The sequence below is a fragment of the Kitasatospora sp. NPDC059327 genome (assembly GCF_042752535.1).
In the GTDB taxonomy this organism is placed as follows: Bacteria; Actinomycetota; Actinomycetes; order Streptomycetales; family Streptomycetaceae; genus Kitasatospora.
In genome coordinates, this window is sequence record NZ_JBHYYB010000003.1 from 43,970 (window position 1) to 60,805 (window position 16,836).

Annotated in this window: 17 protein-coding genes; 12 read left to right on the forward strand and 5 right to left on the reverse strand. The window is 73.1% G+C overall.

The genetic code is table 11. The features are described 5' to 3' along the window. Positions 1-173: 173 nt before the first annotated feature. Positions 174-1,004 (reverse strand): class I SAM-dependent methyltransferase, encoded by an 831-nt coding sequence (locus ACFXHB_RS02640; protein ID WP_380571492.1) that lies wholly within the window; start codon positions 1,002-1,004, stop codon positions 174-176. 535 nt (positions 1,005-1,539) lie between these two features. Between ACFXHB_RS02640 and mshA the strand changes: the two genes are divergently transcribed. Together mshA and ACFXHB_RS02650 are read left to right on the forward strand one after the other, a co-directional pair. Then, complete coding sequence (mshA, locus tag ACFXHB_RS02645) at positions 1,540-2,865, forward strand: D-inositol-3-phosphate glycosyltransferase (protein ID WP_380571728.1); 1,326 nt, start codon at positions 1,540-1,542, stop codon at positions 2,863-2,865. A 75-nt stretch (positions 2,866-2,940) separates the two neighbouring features. Continuing rightward, positions 2,941-3,456: a YbjN domain-containing protein gene (locus ACFXHB_RS02650; RefSeq protein ID WP_380571493.1), complete on the forward strand. Its 516-nt coding sequence runs from the start codon at positions 2,941-2,943 to the stop codon at positions 3,454-3,456. Positions 3,457-3,493: 37 nt separating this feature from the next. Here the strand turns inward: ACFXHB_RS02650 and ACFXHB_RS02655 are convergent, their stop codons facing one another. Next, entirely contained in the window at positions 3,494-4,774 is a 1,281-nt protein-coding gene (locus tag ACFXHB_RS02655) for an MDR family MFS transporter (protein ID WP_380571494.1), read from the reverse strand. 209 nt (positions 4,775-4,983) lie between these two features. Here ACFXHB_RS02655 and ACFXHB_RS02660 point away from each other — a divergent pair, with 209 nt between their 5' ends. Next, the gene (locus ACFXHB_RS02660; RefSeq protein ID WP_380571495.1) at positions 4,984-5,742 is read left to right on the forward strand and encodes a phosphoglyceromutase; all 759 of its coding nucleotides are present in this window, start codon (positions 4,984-4,986) and stop codon (positions 5,740-5,742) included. Positions 5,743-6,017: 275 nt separating this feature from the next. After that, positions 6,018-6,605 carry a lytic polysaccharide monooxygenase gene (locus ACFXHB_RS02665; RefSeq protein WP_380571496.1) on the forward strand — a complete coding sequence of 196 codons (588 nt, stop codon included), beginning with the start codon at positions 6,018-6,020 and terminating at the stop codon, positions 6,603-6,605. A 117-nt stretch (positions 6,606-6,722) separates the two neighbouring features. Here ACFXHB_RS02665 and ACFXHB_RS02670 read toward each other — a convergent pair whose 3' ends face one another. After that, positions 6,723-6,896 carry a hypothetical protein gene (locus ACFXHB_RS02670; RefSeq protein WP_380571497.1) on the reverse strand — a complete coding sequence of 58 codons (174 nt, stop codon included), beginning with the start codon at positions 6,894-6,896 and terminating at the stop codon, positions 6,723-6,725. A 263-nt stretch (positions 6,897-7,159) separates the two neighbouring features. After that, positions 7,160-7,837 (reverse strand): phosphate signaling complex protein PhoU, encoded by a 678-nt coding sequence (gene phoU, locus ACFXHB_RS02675; protein WP_380571498.1) that lies wholly within the window; start codon positions 7,835-7,837, stop codon positions 7,160-7,162. A 307-nt stretch (positions 7,838-8,144) separates the two neighbouring features. Between phoU and ACFXHB_RS02680 the strand changes: the two genes are divergently transcribed. Together ACFXHB_RS02680 and ACFXHB_RS02685 are read left to right on the forward strand one after the other, a co-directional pair. After that, on the forward strand, positions 8,145-9,431 hold the full coding sequence (locus tag ACFXHB_RS02680) for a sensor histidine kinase (RefSeq protein ID WP_380571499.1): 1,287 nt from the start codon (positions 8,145-8,147) through the stop codon (positions 9,429-9,431). Positions 9,432-9,433: 2 nt separating this feature from the next. Beyond that, the gene (locus ACFXHB_RS02685) at positions 9,434-10,126 is read left to right on the forward strand and encodes a response regulator transcription factor (RefSeq protein ID WP_238863613.1); all 693 of its coding nucleotides are present in this window, start codon (positions 9,434-9,436) and stop codon (positions 10,124-10,126) included. Between the two features lie 164 nt (positions 10,127-10,290). Here ACFXHB_RS02685 and ACFXHB_RS02690 read toward each other — a convergent pair whose 3' ends face one another. Then, a complete protein-coding gene (locus ACFXHB_RS02690; protein WP_380571500.1) occupies positions 10,291-10,965 on the reverse strand; it encodes a DUF461 domain-containing protein in 675 nt (224 codons plus the stop codon). Positions 10,966-11,404: 439 nt separating this feature from the next. Between ACFXHB_RS02690 and ACFXHB_RS02695 the strand changes: the two genes are divergently transcribed. The 6 genes from ACFXHB_RS02695 to rlmB all read left to right on the forward strand — a co-directional run bounded on the left by ACFXHB_RS02695 (position 11,405) and on the right by rlmB (position 16,797). Then, the gene (locus ACFXHB_RS02695) at positions 11,405-11,887 is read left to right on the forward strand and encodes a CarD family transcriptional regulator (RefSeq protein ID WP_030244332.1); all 483 of its coding nucleotides are present in this window, start codon (positions 11,405-11,407) and stop codon (positions 11,885-11,887) included. Positions 11,888-12,176: 289 nt separating this feature from the next. Beyond that, entirely contained in the window at positions 12,177-12,935 is a 759-nt protein-coding gene (ispD, locus tag ACFXHB_RS02700) for a 2-C-methyl-D-erythritol 4-phosphate cytidylyltransferase (RefSeq protein ID WP_380571730.1), read from the forward strand. Then, positions 12,925-13,476 (forward strand): 2-C-methyl-D-erythritol 2,4-cyclodiphosphate synthase, encoded by a 552-nt coding sequence (gene ispF, locus ACFXHB_RS02705; protein WP_380571501.1) that lies wholly within the window; start codon positions 12,925-12,927, stop codon positions 13,474-13,476. The genes ispD and ispF overlap by 11 nt, the downstream gene beginning before the upstream one ends. A 281-nt stretch (positions 13,477-13,757) precedes the next feature. Next, positions 13,758-14,153, forward strand: a complete 396-nt coding sequence (locus ACFXHB_RS02710; protein ID WP_380571502.1) for a PPOX class F420-dependent oxidoreductase — start codon at positions 13,758-13,760, stop codon at positions 14,151-14,153. A 117-nt stretch (positions 14,154-14,270) separates the two neighbouring features. Then, positions 14,271-15,665: a cysteine--tRNA ligase gene (gene cysS, locus ACFXHB_RS02715; protein ID WP_380571503.1), complete on the forward strand. Its 1,395-nt coding sequence runs from the start codon at positions 14,271-14,273 to the stop codon at positions 15,663-15,665. 136 nt (positions 15,666-15,801) lie between these two features. After that, positions 15,802-16,797: a 23S rRNA (guanosine(2251)-2'-O)-methyltransferase RlmB gene (gene rlmB / locus ACFXHB_RS02720; RefSeq protein WP_380571504.1), complete on the forward strand. Its 996-nt coding sequence runs from the start codon at positions 15,802-15,804 to the stop codon at positions 16,795-16,797. Positions 16,798-16,836 lie beyond the last annotated feature (39 nt).

Genomic DNA, 16,836 nt, shown 5'->3' on the forward strand with positions numbered 1-16,836 from the left:
GGAGGGTCGGAGGTGAGGCGTCGGCCGAGTGCCCCCATCGTGGCGTGACGGGGCGTCAACACGCCAGAGGTATTCGATAACTCGTTCGAGTGAATCCCCGGGCTCGCTCATCCGCTCCGAGCCGGACGGGGCGCCACCCGGCAGCCACCCGGGGCCCGCCGGGTCCGCCCCGGCTACGGAGCGAGCGCCGACCAGGGGACGGTGACCTCGCCCTGCCGCCACCGCCCGCGCGCGTCCACCAGCGGCCAGCTGCCCGCCAGCGCCGCGCACGCGGCCACCCAGCGCTGCCGGGCGCCGAACGCCCCGTACGGCGCGGCGGCCGCCCAGGCCCGGTCGAAGTCGGCGAGGAAGGCGTGCACCGGCCGGCCCGGCACGTTGTGGTGGATCAGCGCCTTGGGCAACCGCTCGGCCAGCTCGGAGGGGAGTCCGAGGCCGCCCAGCCGGGCCGCGAAGGTCACCGTACGGGGGCCCTCCGGTCCGATCGCGACCCAGACGTGCCGGCGCCCGATCTCGTCGCAGGTCCCCTCGACCAGCAGTCCGTCCGGTGCCAGCCGGGCCCGGAGCCGCTCCCAGACCGCGGCCACCGCCGACTCGTCGTACTGCCGCAGCACGTTGGCGGCCCGGATCAGCTGGGCGGGCGCGCCGCCGTCCAGCGGCACCTCGAAGCCGCCGCGCCGGAAGGTGAGCAGCGGCGGTTCGGCGTACGGCAGCGCCGCCGCGACCCGCTCCGGCTCGATCTCGATCCCCACCACCCGGACGTCCGGCCGCACCGTCCGCAGCCGCCCGGAGAGCTCGACGGCCGTCCACGGGGCGGCGCCGTACCCGAGGTCGACGGCGACCGGCGGCCGGTCGGCGGACCGCAGCGCGGGGCCCAGGGTGTGGGCGATCCAGCGGTCCATCCGGCGCAACCGGTTGGTGTTGGTGGTCCCGCGGGTCACGGTCCCCACCGGGCGCCCCGACCGCCCGCGGGCAGGCGCGGTCGCGGAGTCGTAGGAGGCGGGCATGCCGGAAAGCCTACGGCCGATCCCCGGTGGTCGACCCCGCCACCCACTCCGCCGTCCTCCCACTCCGCCGTCCTCCCGTGCCGCCGTCCTCCCGTACCGCCGTCCTCCCGTACCGCACCGCACCGCATCGCGCCGCCGACGCACGCCGCCGCCGCACGCCGCCGCCGCACCTCGCGGCACCACCGGACGCCTCCCAGCGCCTCCCGCGCTCCGCTCCGCCCCGGCGCGCGGGCCCGCCCTCCCGCCGTCCGTCCACCTCCCGCCCCGTTCCGTGGGCCATCTCATGGACCGGGACGGGAATGCCGGTCGATGACCACGTGGTTGGCACACTGGTGGTGATGCGCGCCCGGACGGGGCGGCATACCGCCGGGTCGCGGCCGCGACCCGGCGGTGCGGCACGGGCGGCAGCACACCGACCAGCACGCAGGCAACACGCAGGCAAGCAGGCTGCAGAGACGGGCAGCTCAGAGGAGGCTTCAGCCAGGTGATCCAGCACCCCGTCCGCCCGGTGCGCCGAGCCCAGCCGACCCCGCCCGTGCGGGGCCGGCTGCAGTCGCTCGTCCCGGGCCGCCAGCGCCGCCCGCGCCGGATAGCCATGCTTAGCGTCCACACCTCGCCGCTGCACCAGCCCGGCACCGGTGACGCGGGCGGGATGAACGTCTACATCGTGGAGCTGGCCAAGCGCCTCGCCGAGCTCGACATCGAGGTCGAGGTCTTCACCCGGGCGATCTGCTCGGACGACGCGCCCACCGTCGAGCTGGCCCCCGGCGTCCTGGTGCGCCACGTCACCGCCGGCCCGTACGAGGGCCTGCTGAAGGAGGACCTGCCGGCCCAGCTGTGCGCCTTCACCCACGGCGTGCTGCGCACCGAGGCCGGTCACCGCCCCGGCCACTACGACCTGGTCCATTCGCACTACTGGCTGTCCGGCCAGGTCGGCTGGCTGGCCGCCCAGCGCTGGGGCGTGCCGCTGGTGCACACCATGCACACCATGGCCAAGGTCAAGAACGCCGCGCTGGCCGAGGGCGACACCCCGGAGCCGGCCGCCCGGGTGATCGGTGAGACGCAGGTGGTGGAGGCCGCCGACCGGCTGATCGCCAACACCACCGAGGAGGCCGCCGAGCTGGCCCTGCACTACGCGGCCCGCCCCGACCAGCTCGCCGTCGTCCACCCGGGCGTCAACCTGGACGTCTTCCGCCCCGGGGGCCCGGGCGCGCGCGCCGCCGCGCGGGCCCGGCTCGGCCTGCCGCAGGACGCCGCCGTGCTGCTGTTCGCCGGCCGGATACAGCCGTTGAAGGCGCCGGACGTGCTGCTCCGGGCGGTCGCGGCACTGCTGGAGAGCCGGCCGGAGCTGCGCGAGCGGCTGGTGGTCCCGGTGGTCGGCGGCCCGTCCGGTACCGGGCTGGCCAAGCCGGAGAGCCTGCACAAGCTGGCCGCGCAGTTGGGCATCGGCGATGTCGTCCGCTTCCACCGGCCGGTCGGCCAGGCGCTGCTCGCCGAGTGGTACCGCGCGGCGACGGCGTTGGTGATGCCCTCGTACAGCGAGTCCTTCGGGCTGGTCGCGCTGGAGGCGCAGGCCTGCGGCACCCCGGTGGTGGCCGCCGCGGTCGGCGGTCTGCCGGTCGCCGTCCGGGACGGTGTGACCGGCACCCTGGTCCACGGCCACGATCCGCAGGCCTGGGCGCACGCGCTGGAGGCCTACGTCACCCAGCCGGCGCTGGTCGACCGGCGGGGCGAGGCGGCGGCCCGGCACGCCGCGGGCTTCGGCTGGGACACCGCGGCGGCGACCACCGCCGAGGTGTACGCCGGCAGCCTGGCCCGCCCGGCGGGGCGGCTCACCGGATCCCGGCTCCGGCTGGCCTGAGCACACCGGTCGGCGGACCGGTCGGCGCGAGTCCGTTGCTGCGCGCCACCGGTACCGCCGAGTAACGTCAGCTCCATGGCAATCCGCACCAAGGACGAGGCCCTCACCCTCCTGCGCACCGCCCTGGACGACGCCGGGGTGGCCTGGGAGCCGGCCGGCACCGACCCGTACACCCTGGTGGCGACCCTCCCGGGCACCCGCAAGCTGAGCACCACCTGCGCCCTGCGGGTCGGCGACCACACCCTCTCGGTGAACGCCTTCGTGATCCGCCGCCCGGACGAGAACCACGAGGCCGTCTACCGCTGGCTGCTGGAGCGCAACACCCGGCTGTACGGGGTCGCCTACGCGATCGACCGCCTCGGCGACGTCTACCTGGCCGGCCGGCTGCCACTGGAGGCGCTCACCGGGGACTCCGTCGACCGGCTGCTCGGGACGGTGCTGGAGAGCGCCGACGAGCCGTTCGACACGCTGCTGGAGCTGGGCTTCGCCTCGGCGATCCGGCGCGAGTGGGAGTGGCGCACCAAGCGCGGGGAGTCCACCCGCAACCTGGCCGCCTTCGCGCACCTCGCCGCGCCGCCGGCGCCGCAGTAGCGGTCCGGGGCCGGCCGGCCCCGGACCCCGCTCCGCCTCAGGAGTCGGCTGCCGCCGTCCCGACCACGGGCCGTGCCGCCGCCTTCACCGGCACCGCGGCCGGCGGCCCGACCTCGACCACCGTCGTCCCCACCGGTGTCCGCCGCGCCGGTGCGGCGGCCGCCACCGCGCCCTGGCGGCGTCCGAGCAGCACGTACCCGGCCGCCGCGACGGTGCCGCAGACCGCGCAGGAGCCCCACATCACCGCGCCGCCGGCCCGCTCCAGCAGCACCCCGCCCACCGCCGGGCCGAGGAACGAGGCGAGCGACCAGGAGAGCGAGTAGACGCCCTGGTAGCGGCCGCGCGCGTGGGTCGGCGAGAGCTCCGCGACCAGCCCCATCAGGGTCGGGGTGTTCAGGATCTCGCCGATCGTCCAGACCGCCACCGTGAACGCGTAGAACCACGCCGACGACCCGGCGAGCGCGGTGAGCCCGAACCCCCAGCCGATGAACAGCGCGCTGGCGACCAGCAGGGCGGTCCGGTTGCGGCCCTCCATCCACCGGGTGAGCGGGATCTGCAGCACCACGATCAGCAGGCCGTTGAGGCCGATGACCAGGCCGTACTGGGTCGAGGTGATGCCGGCCCGGCCCATGTCCACGGCGAGGGTGGTGCTGCCCTGCTGGGCGACGAGCGCGAGCAGCAGGTTGAGTGCCACGACCGCCATGAACCGGCTGTCCCGGAAGACCGTGCCGAGGCCGACCGCGGGCTGGTCCGCCCGCACCGCCGCGGCGTCCGGCTTGGTCTCGGGGATCCGGACGAAGATCACCACCGCGCAGACCAGGGTGGAGAACGCGTCCAGCAGGAAGAGCGTGAGGTAGCCGTGCGTGGCGATCAGGCCGGCGGCGGCCGCCGAGAGGCCGAACCCGATGTTGATCGCCCAGTAGTTCAGCGAGTAGGCGCGGACCCGGTCCTCGGCGGGCACGATGTCCGCGATGATGGCCGAGGTGGCCGGCCGGGTCGCGTTGTTGCAGAAGCCGACCAGGAAGGCGACCGCGGCGATCGCCACCTGGCCGTCGGCGAAGCCGAGCACCGCGGTGAACAGCGCCGTCCCGAGCTGTGCGGCGACCAGGGTCGGGCGCCGCCCGATCCGGTCGGTCAGCACGCCGGCGGCGATCGCCGCGATCGCCGAACCGAGGCCGAACAGCGAGGCCACCAGGCCCGCGTACGAGGCGGAGTAGCCCCGGTCGGTCGTCAGGTAGAGCGCCAGGAAGGTGACGACGAACGCGCCGAGCTTGTTGATCAGCGTCGACGTCCAGAGCCACCAGAACGACCGGGGCAATCCGCCCACCGTCTCGCTCGCGGCTCTTCGGATACGGGCGGGAAGGGGCGAATCGGGCACGTGGGGGCTCTCCGGGCGGCAGGCATCCCGCTGAGCGGACCGGCATGTCCGCGCTGCGGAGTGGTAAGTGTCACTAAGGCGAGGCACACATTACACACAGGCCATGGGCGCAGGCCAGGGGTTTTCCGGGCTCCACTAAGCTGGGGGCCATGGCTGACACGACGTACCGACTCATCCTCCTCCGCCACGGCGAGAGCCAGTGGAACCAGAAGAACCTGTTCACCGGTTGGGTCGACGTCGACCTCAACGAGAAGGGCGAGAAGGAGGCCGCACGTGGTGGCGAGCTCCTCGCCGCCGAGGGTCTCTTCCCCGATGTGGTGCACACCTCGCTGCTGCGCCGGGCGATCCGTACCTCGCAGATCGCCCTGGACAAGGCCGACCGCCACTGGATCCCGGTCGGCCGCAGCTGGCGCCTGAACGAGCGCCACTACGGCGCCCTCCAGGGCAAGGACAAGGCCCAGACCCTGGCCGAGTTCGGCGAGGAGCAGTTCCAGCTCTGGCGTCGCTCGTACGACACCCCGCCGCCGGCGCTGGCCGACGACGCCGAGTACTCGCAGGCCGGTGACGCCCGCTACGCCGACATCCCGAGCGAGGTGCGCCCGAACACCGAGTGCCTCAAGGACGTCGTCGAGCGGATGCTCCCGTACTGGTACGACGCCATCGTCCCGGACCTCGCCGCCGGCAGGACCGTCCTGGTCACCGCCCACGGCAACAGCCTGCGCGCGCTGGTCAAGCACCTCGACGGCATCTCCGACGAGGACATCGCCGGCCTCAACATCCCGACCGGCATCCCGCTCGTCTACGAGCTGGACGCCGACTTCAAGCCGGTCGCCAAGGGCGGCCGCTACCTCGACGCGGACGCCGCCGCGGCCGCCATCGAGGCCGTGAAGAACCAGGGCAAGAAGTAACCCGCTTGCCGTGACGGCCCCGTCCCTCCCTGGGGGGCGGGGCCGTCGGCTTTCCGCGTTCGGCCCCGATCCCGCCTTCGTCCCCAACCCTCCTGCGCGGCAAGGGGGTTCGGCCGTTCATCGAGGTGGTTCAGACCATTGACGGCCGCCCTGGGGGCTCCTACCGTGTGAGCACTGACCTGGCACAGGCATGCCAACGGATCTTCCGTGGCCGCCGCACCCCCCAGCGCGCGCCCGTGCCCGGCGCACTCCATCCACCCCCACGGAGGAGCACCATGCGCACACGTCATCTCGTCGGAGCGGTCGTCGCCGCCGTCGCCGTCCCGCTCACCGTCGCCCTGCCGGCGCAGTCGCACGGCTACATCTCGACCCCACCCAGCCGGGCCGCGCTCTGCGGCGCGGGAACGGTCACCAACTGCGGCGAGATCCGCTGGGAGCCGCAGAGCGTCGAGGGGCCGAAGGGCTTCCCCAGCAGAGGGCCGGCCGACGGCACCATCTGCGCGGGCGGCAACAGCCGGTTCGCCGAGCTGGACGACCCGCGCGGCGGAGGCTGGCCCACCACCAAGGTGTCGGCGGGCCAGCAGCTCACCTTCACCTGGAAGTTCACCGCCCGGCACGCGACCACGAACTTCAAGTACTACCTGACCAAGGCGGGCTACAACGCGGCCCAGCCGGTCACCCGGGCCAGCCTGGAGCTGACGCCGTTCCTGACCGTCCCGTACAACGGCACCCAGGTGCCCAGCACGGTCAGCCACTCCGCGACGATCCCGAGCGGTCGGACGGGCCACCAGGTCGTCGTCTCGGTCTGGGAGATCTCCGACACCGGCAACGCCTTCTACTCCTGCACCGACGTCCTCTTCTGACCCGCGCTCCGCGGGCGAGCGAGCCGACGGCCGGCCGCCGCCGACCGGATGACCGGGGTGCACGACCGTCTCCCACGGCGGCCGTGCACCACGGAGCTTCGCCGGCTGCGCCGGTCGTCAGTGGCCGCAGCAGCCGCCGCTGACGCCGCCGCATTGGCAGGGTGCGCCGGACTGGCAGCCGCAGCCGCAGCCCGGGCCGCAGCCGCAACCGGCGGCGAGGACGGGCAGCAGCTTCGGGGTGGGCGGCTCGATGTCGTGGGCCGGTGCCGGTCGGGTCGGGTTTGCCTTCATCGCGCTGGAACCCTCCTTGTGACGGGCACGCTTCGGTGCCTACGGCTTCGAGTGAAACCGCCGATCGGACGGAGCGTCAACGGGCGCGCAGTGGTGGGGGGCCGAGAAGGTCGTGCGCCCCCACCACCCTCGTCCGAGGTTTACTCACCCAGCGGGGTGAGCGCCGTCGGGTGGCGCGGCCCCGACGCCCCGACCGCGCGAACGGCGGCGCCCCCGGAGGCGGGACCGACCCTGCCTCCGGGGGCGCCGTGCCGCGCCCGGGGTCACTCCCCGGCGGCCTCCGAGGAGGCGACGAACTCGTCCACGTGCTCGCCGGTCACCAGGTACACCACGCGCTTGGCCACCGAGACGGCGTGGTCCGCGAAGCGCTCGTAGTAGCGGCCGACCAGCGTGACGTCGACGGCGGTCTCGATCCCGTGCTGCCAGCGGTCGTCGATCAGGTGCGCGAACAGGTCGCGGTGCAGCGCGTCGATCGCGTCGTCGTCCTGCTCCAGCTCCAGCGCCTTGTCGACGTCCTTGGTGGCGATCACCAGGCCCGCCTTGGCCACCAGCCGCTGGGCGAGCTGGCCCATCTCCAGGACGGTCGCGTGCAGGTCGCCCGGCACCGCCGACTCGGGGTAGCGCAGCCGGGCGACCTTGGCCACGTGCCGGGCGAGGTCGCCACAGCGCTCCAGGTCGGCGCTCATCCGCAGCGAGGTGACGACGATGCGCAGGTCGGTGGCGACCGGCTGCTGGCGGGCGAGCAGGTCGATCGCCCGGTTCTCCAGCTCGTGGTGCAGGTTGTTGATCTTCTCGTCGGCGGCGATCACGCTCTCCGCCAGCGCCAGGTCCGCGTCGAGGAGCGCGGTGGTGGCCCGCCCCAGGGCAGAGCCGACCAGCCGGGCCATCTCGATCAGGCTGTCGCCGATCGAGTCGAGTTCCTCGTGGTACGCGTCGCGCATGCTCTCTCCTCAGTAGCTGTGTCGGTGGCGGTGCCGACCGGTCATTCCGTACGACCGTCGGTACGGCGTGCGGATGACCGCTGCTGGTGGCGCGCATCGTACGCGCGCACCGGGGGCGACGGACAGGCGTTCGATCCGCCGGCCCTTCCCACACGGGCTGCGTGGCCAACTCTGGGCCGTCCGGGCGACCACGCACGACCCGTGCGGTGAATCGGCAGCTACGTGGAGGTGAATTCTCGGCAACGGGCGGCCGATCCCTTGATCCGACCCTGGAGGAGTGGCCACGTCATGCGCTTAGGCTGGCGGTATGGACGTGAACGTGGCCGCCGCCGCTGCCTGCGCCATAGCCGGGCTCGGCGTCGGCCTCACGGCCTCCATCGCCTTCCGTTGGAGCGAGCGCGAACAGGCCAAGGGCAGATACGGCGGCACCAACGGCAGAACCCGGCACCAGGGGCTCACCACCCCTGCCCACGAACCCCCGCTGCCCCCGGGGGTCGACACCGTCCTCTCCGTGCTGCGCTCCTGCGCGATCGTGCTCGGCGAGGGCGACGAGGTGGTCAAGGCCAGCTCGGCGGCGTACGCGATGGGCCTGGTGCGCGGTGGCGCGGTCGCCGTCGACCCGATGCTCGCGCTGGCCCGGGCCACCCGCCGGGACGGCGAGATCCGTCAGGTCGAGCTGGAGGTGCCCCGGCCGGGCGCGGCGCGGGCCGCCGAACCGCTCGCGGTGTCGGTCCGGGTCGCCCCGCTGGGCTCCCGGCTGGTCCTGGTGCTGGTCGAGGACCAGACCGACCGCCGCCGGGTCGAAGCCGTCCGCCGCGACTTCGTCGCCAACGTCAGCCATGAGCTCAAGACCCCGGTCGGCGCGCTCTCGCTGCTCTCCGAGGCGGTCGCCGACGCGTCCGACGACCCGGAGGCGGTCCAGCGCTTCGCCGGCCGGATGCAGATCGAGGCGACCAGGCTGGCCAGCCTGGTCCAGGAGATCATCGACCTCTCCCGGGTCCAGGACGACCGACTGATGGTCGACCCGGAGCCGGTCGCGGTGGACGAGCTGATCGCCGAGGCGATCGACCGCTGCCGCCAGCAGGCCGCCGCCAAGCAGATCCTGATCGCGGCCGGCGGCATCGCCGGCCTCTACCTGCACGGCCACCGCGGCCAGCTCGCCGCGGCCCTCGGCAACCTGGTCGAGAACGCCGTCAACTACAGTCCGCCGCGGACCAGGGTGGCGATCGCCACCCGCCGGATCTCCAGCGCGGCCGCCCTCGGCGAGGCCGACGGCGAGCTGATCGAGATCTCGGTGACCGACCAGGGCATCGGTATCTCCGAGAAGGACCGCGAGCGGGTCTTCGAACGCTTCTACCGGGTCGACCCGGCGCGCTCACGCGCGACCGGCGGCACCGGCCTCGGCCTCTCCATCGTCAAGCACGTGGCCGCCTCGCACGGCGGCACCGTCTCGGTGTGGAGCGTCGAGGGCCAGGGCTCCACCTTCACCGTGCGCCTGCCCGCCGGGCAGGCCCCCGCACATCACCGGCTCCCCGCCGGGGAGTCCGCGCAATCCCTGTCAGACACAACCCCCCAGCTTGCCCCGGAGGCCTGATCGTGACCCGAGTACTGGTGGTCGAGGACGAGGAGTCGTTCAGCGACGCTCTCTCGTACATGCTCCGCAAGGAGGGCTTCGAGGTGGCCATCGCCGCCACCGGCCCCGACGCGCTGGAGCAGTTCGAACGCAACGGCGCCGACCTCGTCCTGCTCGACCTGATGCTGCCGGGCCTGCCCGGTACCGAGGTCTGCCGCCAGCTCCGCGTGCGCTCGAACGTCCCGGTGATCATGGTCACCGCCAAGGACAGCGAGATCGACAAGGTGGTCGGCCTGGAAATAGGTGCGGACGACTACGTCACCAAGCCCTACTCCACCCGTGAGCTGGTGGCCCGGATCCGCGCGGTGCTGCGCCGGCGCGGCGAGGCCGAGGGCCCCGGCGACGGCGGCGGCCCCGGCGCGCTGGAGGCGGGCCCGGTCCGGATGGACGTCGACCGCCACGTGGTCACCGTCGACGGTGCCAAGGTCGACCTGCCGCTCAAGGAGTTCGACCTGCTGGAGATGCTGCTGCGCAACGCGGGCCGGGTGCTCACCCGGATGCAGCTGATCGACCGGGTCTGGGGCGCGGACTACGTCGGGGACACCAAGACCCTGGACGTCCACGTGAAGCGCCTGCGGGCGAAGATCGAGCCGGACCCGGGCGCGCCGCGCTACCTGGTCACGGTCCGTGGCCTCGGCTACAAGTTCGAGCCGTAGACCGACCGGGACCGCCGGCACCGGGGCGGGGGAGGGTGGCGCGAGCCGCTCGCCCGGCCCCCGGGCCGGTGACCGACGAAGGACACACGAAGGACCCCTCCGGGCAGCTGCCCGGAGGGGTCCTTCGCACGGGCCCGCCGGGCGCGCGCCCGGCGGGCGGTGCGTCAGTGGGCGGCGGCCGGCGTGGTCGCGGCGGTGGTGGGCGCCGTACCGGCCGGAGTGGCGGCACCGGTGGTGGGCGCCGCCGTACCGGCCGGGGTGGTGGCCCCGGTGGGCGTGGTGGCACCGGGTGTGGCGGCCTTGGACGGCACGGCCGCGGGGGAGGCGGTCGGGCCCCACCCCTTGTACAGCCCCTTGTTCGGGGTGACCGCGGCGTCGGCCGCGACCTTCTCGCCGCTCTTGAAGGCGAAGGCGGTGGGCACGAAGCCGCCGACGTGCACGCTGGCGGAGGCGACCCTGGCGGACGGGTTGCCGTTGCCGCCGAGCAGCACCGCGCCGCCGGCCGGGACGACGATGGTGCTCAGCGGAGCGCCCTTCTCGTCGGCGAAGACGGCGGTGGCGCCGTCGCCCACGACGATGGACTGGAGCTCGACGGGCGCCGCCCCGGTGTTGCTGATGTTCACCGACACGTTGGCGGGGCCGGTGTGCTCGCCGGAGGACTCGTCCCCGGTGACGACGACGATGTTGTTCAGCAGGAGGTCCGTGCCGATCGTCGCCGAGGTGTTGTCGGGCTTGATCTCCAGCGTCTCCGCCTTGTTGCCGGCCGAGCAGGACGACAGCGAGGCGATGGCGATGGCGGCGATGGCGGCGATGCTGCCGACTCGAATGGTGCGGCTCACGGCGGCGGCTTCTCCTAGGTCACGTGGCGGGTGGTCAGGTCTCAGATTATCGACCTCGCTTATGCGCTCCTCACGGGGTGGTCCCCGTGTCGCGCTCCCGGAGTCCGAGCCGGCGCCCGGACGGCGGCATGCCACCCCGCCGGGCGGCCGCATATCGCCGTGTCCTGGTCAAGCGGGGACCAAGATCGGATCACGATCGGGAAACGGCCCGATAAACGGTGAAAACTCAAGATCCAATCACGGTTTCAGGAGTGTTGCCGCAGGTTTCGAAGGGCACTGGAACCGCCTCCGACCTGCGGGAAGCCCGCGCCGAACGCCGTCCGCAGCACGTCATGGGGGTCCTTGTCAAGCCCCGAGACCGGCCCTGACCTGCGAAAACGCCCTTCGGGTGCGCCGAAAAGCGTGTTATTCTGGAAAGCCACGGAAGGGGTCCTGTCACATGACGTTCAAGGTTGGCGACACGGTGGTCTACCCCCATCACGGGGCCGCGCTGATCGAGGCCATCGAAATTCGCCAGATCAAGGGTGTGGACAAGACCTACCTGGTGCTCAAGGTGCAGCAGGGAGACCTGACGCTCCGCGTGCCCGCCGAGAACGCTGAGTTCGTCGGCGTGCGCGACGTAGTCGGCCAGGAGGGTCTGGACCGGGTCTTCGAGGTGCTCCGCGCACCGTACACCGAAGAGCCGACCAACTGGTCCCGTCGCTACAAGGCGAACCTGGAGAAGCTCGCTTCGGGTGACGTTATCAAGGTCGCCGAGGTTGTGCGCGACCTCTGGCGCCGCGAGCGCGAGCGCGGTCTGTCCGCCGGTGAGAAGCGCATGCTCGCCAAGGCGCGTCAGATTCTCGTCAGCGAACTCGCGTTGGCCGAAAACACCAACGAGGACAAGGCGGAGACGCTGCTCGACGAGGTGCTCGCCTCGTAGTGCAGTCGGGCTCACGCCCACCGCTCACACGCTCACAGCGCCCGGTGCCGGCGCGCCACTCCCTGGATGACCCGTCCTGGAGTGGTGCAGTGGCACTTCGGGCGCTGAAGCGTGTCCGGACGACGCCCCCGCACCCGACGCACCCGAGCCGGCCGGCCCCGGGTACGCATGACCGTTTCTGCGTGTTCTGCGTGCTCTGTGGGCGGGAGACCGTGGAGCGTTTCGGAAGGGGCCCCGCGCGCCCGTCGCGCACGCCATGGCCATACCCACTTCGCCGAAGGAGTGAAACCTGAACGCCACAGGAGCAGTCGCAGCAGCAGTGGTGCCCGCCGCCGGACGTGGTGAGCGACTGGGGCCCGGAGCCCCCAAGGCCCTGCGGGAACTGGGCGGGGTGCCGCTCCTGGTGCATGCCGTCAGGGCGCTGACCCGCAGCCGGGCGGTCGGCCTGGTCGTGGTGGCCGCGCCCGCCGACGGCGTGGCCGAGGTGGTCGGACTGCTCGACAGTCACGGCCTGGACGGCAAGGACATCCGGGTGGTGGCCGGCGGGGAGACCCGCCAGGAGTCGGTCCGGCTCGGCCTCGCCGCGATCCCGGCCGAGGTGGAGATCGTCCTGGTGCACGACGCGGCCCGTCCGCTCGTCCCGGTCGAGGTGGTGGACGCGGTCGCGGCCGCCGTCCGGGCCGGGGCCGGGGCCGTGGTGCCCGCCGTTCCGCTCGCCGACACGGTCAAGCGGGTCGAGCCCACCCCGGGCGGGCCCGAACCGGTCCTCGACACGCCCGACCGGTCCACCCTGCGGGCCGTTCAGACCCCGCAGGGCTTCGACCGGCGGACGCTGGCCGAGGTGCACGCCAAGGCGCTCGCCGAGGAGGACGCCGGGGGCGCCGACGCGCTGCCGGCGGTCACCGACGACGCCGGCCTGGTGGAGCGCTTCGGCGGCCGGGTCGTGGTGGTGCCCGGCCACGAGGAGGCCTTCAAGGTGACCCGTCCGCTGGACCTCGTCCTCGCCGAGGCCGTTCTCGCCCGCCGGAGGGCCTCCGATGCCTACTGACCCGACGCCCACCGACCCGGCCCGGGCGGCGGACACGACCCGGGCGGCCGACCCCCGGACTCCGTTGATCCCGCGGGTCGGGATCGGTACCGACGTGCACGCCTTCGAGGCCGGACGCCCGCTCTGGGTGGCCGGCCTGGAGTGGCCGGGTGCCGAGTACGGCCTGGCCGGACACTCGGACGCCGACGTGGCCGCGCACGCCTCCTGCGACGCGCTGTTCTCGGCCGCCGGGATCGGCGACCTGGGCGCGCACTTCGGCACCGACCGGCCGGAGTGGTCGGGCGCGTCCGGTGTCCGGTTGCTCGGCGAGGCGGCCCGGCTGGTGCGCGAGGCCGGCTTCGAGATCGGCAACGTCTCGGTGCAGGTGATCGGTGTCCGGCCGAAGATCGGCAAGCGGCGGGCCGAGGCGCAGGCCGCGCTCTCGGCGGCGGTCGGCGCGCCGGTCTCGGTCTCCGGCACCACGACGGACGGGCTCGGTCTCACCGGGCGGGCCGAGGGGCTGGCGGCGATCGCCACCGCGCTGGTGTACGAGCGTCGCTGACCCGGCCGGGCTCCGCCGGTCCCGTCCGGGACCGGCGGCACCCGGCGGCGGGGCAGGCGCCGGGCAGGCCGTGGACGGGGTCGCGGGCCGGCCGGCGGACGGTGCCGGGAGGTCGGAACGGCCCGGTGGGCCCGCCGGGGTGGTCCGTTCCGGGAATACCCCTCCGGTGACGAGTGTTCAACAGCCGTGGCCGGTACGCGAGTCGCTACCGTTCGGAGCGGGCCACGCCAGGCCCGCCCCCCGCGGGCAGTCCGACGCCGCTTGACGAGAAGAGGTCCCCGATGGCCGCACAGCTCTCCGACCAGGCCAAGGCCCTGATCGACGGCAAGAGTTTCGCCGTGGTCTCCACCATCCAGCCCGACGGCAGTCCGCAGTCCTCGGTGGTCTGGGTCAAGCGGGACGGCGACGACGTCCTCTTCTCCACGGTGGAGGGCCGCCGCAAGCACCTCAACCTGGTGAAGGACCCGCGGATCTCCCTGGTGGTCAACCCGCCGGAGAGCCCCTACTCCTACGTGGAGCTGCGCGGCGAGGTCACCTTCACCCGCGAGGGCGGCAAGGAGCTGATCGACGAGCTGGCACGCAAGTACCGGGGCGAGGAGTCCTACGGCTACGACGGCCCGGAGGACGTCCGGGTGGTCGTCCGGCTGACCCCGCGCAAGGTGGTCGGCAACCTCTGAGGACGCCCCGGCGGAAGGGGTGCCTCCGGTAGGCAACGAAGAAGAAACGGCGTAGCCGCGGTATTGACATTCGAGAATGTCGCGGGGCACCCCCTCATGCCCACTACGCTTGACGCTGTGAGCATTCGCCTGTACGACACCAGCACCCGCCAGGTACGCGACTTCGTCCCGCTTGTACCGGGTTGTGTCTCGATCTACCTGTGCGGCGCTACCGTTCAGTCGGCGCCACACATCGGGCACATCCGGTCCGGCCTCAACTTCGACATCATGCAGCGGTGGTTCGCCTACCGCGGCTACCAGGTGACGTTCGCGCGCAACGTCACCGACATCGACGACAAGGTCATCGCCAAGGAGCGCCAGCTCGGCACGCCCTGGTGGCAGATCGCCTACGCCAACGAGCGGGCCTTCAACGACGGCTACTCGGCGCTCGGCTGCCTCCCGCCGACCGTCGAGCCGCGGGCCACCGGGCACATCCCCGAGATGATCGAGATGATGCAGGCCCTCATCGAGAAGGGGCACGCCTACGCGTCGGACGGCAACGTCTACTTCGACGTGAAGTCCTTCCCGGGGTACCTGCAGCTCTCCAACCAGAAGCTGGAGAACCTGCGCCAGCCCGAGGGCGAGGGCGAGACCGGCAAGCGCGACCCGCGCGACTTCGCGATGTGGAAGTCCGCCAAGCCCGGTGAGCCGAGCTGGACCACCCCGTGGGGCGCCGGCCGTCCGGGCTGGCACCTGGAGTGCTCCGCGATGGCGCACAAGTACCTGGGCCGGGCCTTCGACGTGCACGGCGGCGGGATCGATCTGATCTTCCCGCACCACGAGAACGAGATCGCCCAGTCCAAGGCGTACGGGGACGATTTCGCCAACTTCTGGGTGCACAACGCCTGGGTCACCATGAGCGGCGAGAAGATGAGCAAGTCGCTCGGCAACTCGGTGCTGGTCTCCGAGATGGTCGAGCGCTGGCGCCCGATCGTGCTCCGGTACTACCTGGCGGCCCCGCACTACCGCTCGACGATCGAGTACAGCGAGGAGTCGCTGCGCGAGGCCGAGGCCGGTTTCGGCCGGATCGAGGGCTTCGTCCAGCGCGTGGTCGAGCGCTGCGGCACGGTCGACGCGGCGCCCGAGGTGCCGCCGGCCTTCGCCGAGGCGATGGACGACGACCTGGGCGTGCCGCAGGCGCTGGCCATCGTGCACACCGCCGTCCGCCAGGGCAACAGCGCCCTCACCGCGGACGACAAGGAGAACGCGGTGGCGCGTCTGGCCGAGGTCCGTGCGATGCTCGGAGTGCTGGGCCTCGACCCGCTCGACCCGCACTGGGCCGGGGCGGAGCGCGGCGAGGACCTGCACGGTGTGGTCGACTCGCTGGTCCGACTGGTCCTGGAGCAGCGGCAGGCGGCCCGGGCCCGCAAGGACTTCGCCACCGCGGACGCCATCCGCGACCAGCTCGGCGTGGCCGGGCTGGCCATCGAGGACACCCCGTCCGGCCCGCGCTGGACGATCAACAACCAGTAACCCCATCCGACGATCGGGGTGAGGGTGGGCCGTACCGGACAGGTGCGGCCCTCCCGCATGACGTAGCGCATGCCGTCGGCCGCCACCGGGCACACCGGTGCGGCCGGGGCATGCCGGACAGACAGGAAGTACAGCCATGGCCGGCAACAGTGCACGCAGGAACCGTCGCAACCCCGGATCGAAGAAGGGCGCGTCTGTCGGTACCGGCGGCCACAGCCGGAAGGCGCTCCAGGGTAAGGGCCCGACGCCGCCCGGCGCGGAGCGCAAGGGGCACCCGAAGCAGCGCGCGGCCAACGCCGCGGTCAAGCGCGAGCGGGACGCCAAGGCCCGGGCCGGCATGCGCCGCGCCGGTGGCGGCGGCCGCGGCGGGCGCGGCGGCGCCGGTGCGGCCGAGCTGGTGTTCGGCCGCAACTCGGTGGTCGAGGCCCTGCAGGGCGGCGTGCCGGCCACCGCGCTGTACGTCATGCAGTTCATCGACACCGACGACCGGGTCCGCGACGCCTTCCAGGCCGCCAACGACCGCGGCCTCCCGTTGATGGAGGCTCCGCGCGCGCAGCTGGACCAGATGACCGGCAACATGAACCACCAGGGCCTCGTGCTCCAGGTGCCGCCGTACGAGTACGCGCACCCCGAGGACCTGCTGGCCGACGCCGCGGACGCCGGCCAGGACGCGCTGATCATGGTGCTGGACGGCGTCACCGACTCGCGCAACCTGGGCGCCGTGGTCCGCTCCGCCGCCGCCTTCGGCGCGCACGGCGTGGTCATCCCCGAGCGCCGGGCGGCCGGCATGACCGCCGGTGCCTGGAAGACCTCCTCCGGTGCCGCGGCGCGGCTGCCCGTCGCCCGCGCCACCAACCTGACCCGGGCGCTGGAGGCGTACCAGAAGGCCGGCCTGATGGTGGTCGGCCTGGCCGCCGACGGTGAGGCCGAGGTCGGTGACCTGGAGGCGCTGGCCGGCCCGGTCGTGATCGTCGCGGGCAGCGAGGGCAAGGGCCTGTCCCGGCTGGTCTCGGAGACCTGTGACATCCGGGTCCGGATCCCGATGCCGGGCGCCACCGAGTCGCTGAACGCCGGCGTCGCCGCGGGCATCGTGCTGTACGAGGCCGCGCGCCTGCGCGGCCGGGTCGGCTGAGTCCTCCCGAAGCACATCGTGGCGGGCCGCCCGCCACGG

Excerpts from the sequence above, each read along its gene's own strand:
- ACFXHB_RS02640 (WP_380571492.1), bottom strand. The coding sequence starts at position 1,004 with ATGCCCGCCTCCTACGACTCCGCGACCGCGCCTGCCCGCGGGCGGTCG.
- ACFXHB_RS02650 (WP_380571493.1), top strand. The coding sequence starts at position 2,941 with ATGGCAATCCGCACCAAGGACGAGGCCCTCACCCTCCTGCGCACCGCC.
- ACFXHB_RS02660 (WP_380571495.1), top strand. The coding sequence starts at position 4,984 with ATGGCTGACACGACGTACCGACTCATCCTCCTCCGCCACGGCGAGAGC.
- ACFXHB_RS02665 (WP_380571496.1), top strand. The coding sequence starts at position 6,018 with ATGCGCACACGTCATCTCGTCGGAGCGGTCGTCGCCGCCGTCGCCGTC.
- ACFXHB_RS02670 (WP_380571497.1), bottom strand. The coding sequence starts at position 6,896 with ATGAAGGCAAACCCGACCCGACCGGCACCGGCCCACGACATCGAGCCG.
- phoU (WP_380571498.1), bottom strand. The coding sequence starts at position 7,837 with ATGCGCGACGCGTACCACGAGGAACTCGACTCGATCGGCGACAGCCTG.
- ACFXHB_RS02680 (WP_380571499.1), top strand. The coding sequence starts at position 8,145 with ATGGACGTGAACGTGGCCGCCGCCGCTGCCTGCGCCATAGCCGGGCTC.
- ACFXHB_RS02695 (WP_030244332.1), top strand. The coding sequence starts at position 11,405 with ATGACGTTCAAGGTTGGCGACACGGTGGTCTACCCCCATCACGGGGCC.
- ispF (WP_380571501.1), top strand. The coding sequence starts at position 12,925 with ATGCCTACTGACCCGACGCCCACCGACCCGGCCCGGGCGGCGGACACG.
- ACFXHB_RS02710 (WP_380571502.1), top strand. The coding sequence starts at position 13,758 with ATGGCCGCACAGCTCTCCGACCAGGCCAAGGCCCTGATCGACGGCAAG.
- rlmB (WP_380571504.1), top strand. The coding sequence starts at position 15,802 with ATGGCCGGCAACAGTGCACGCAGGAACCGTCGCAACCCCGGATCGAAG.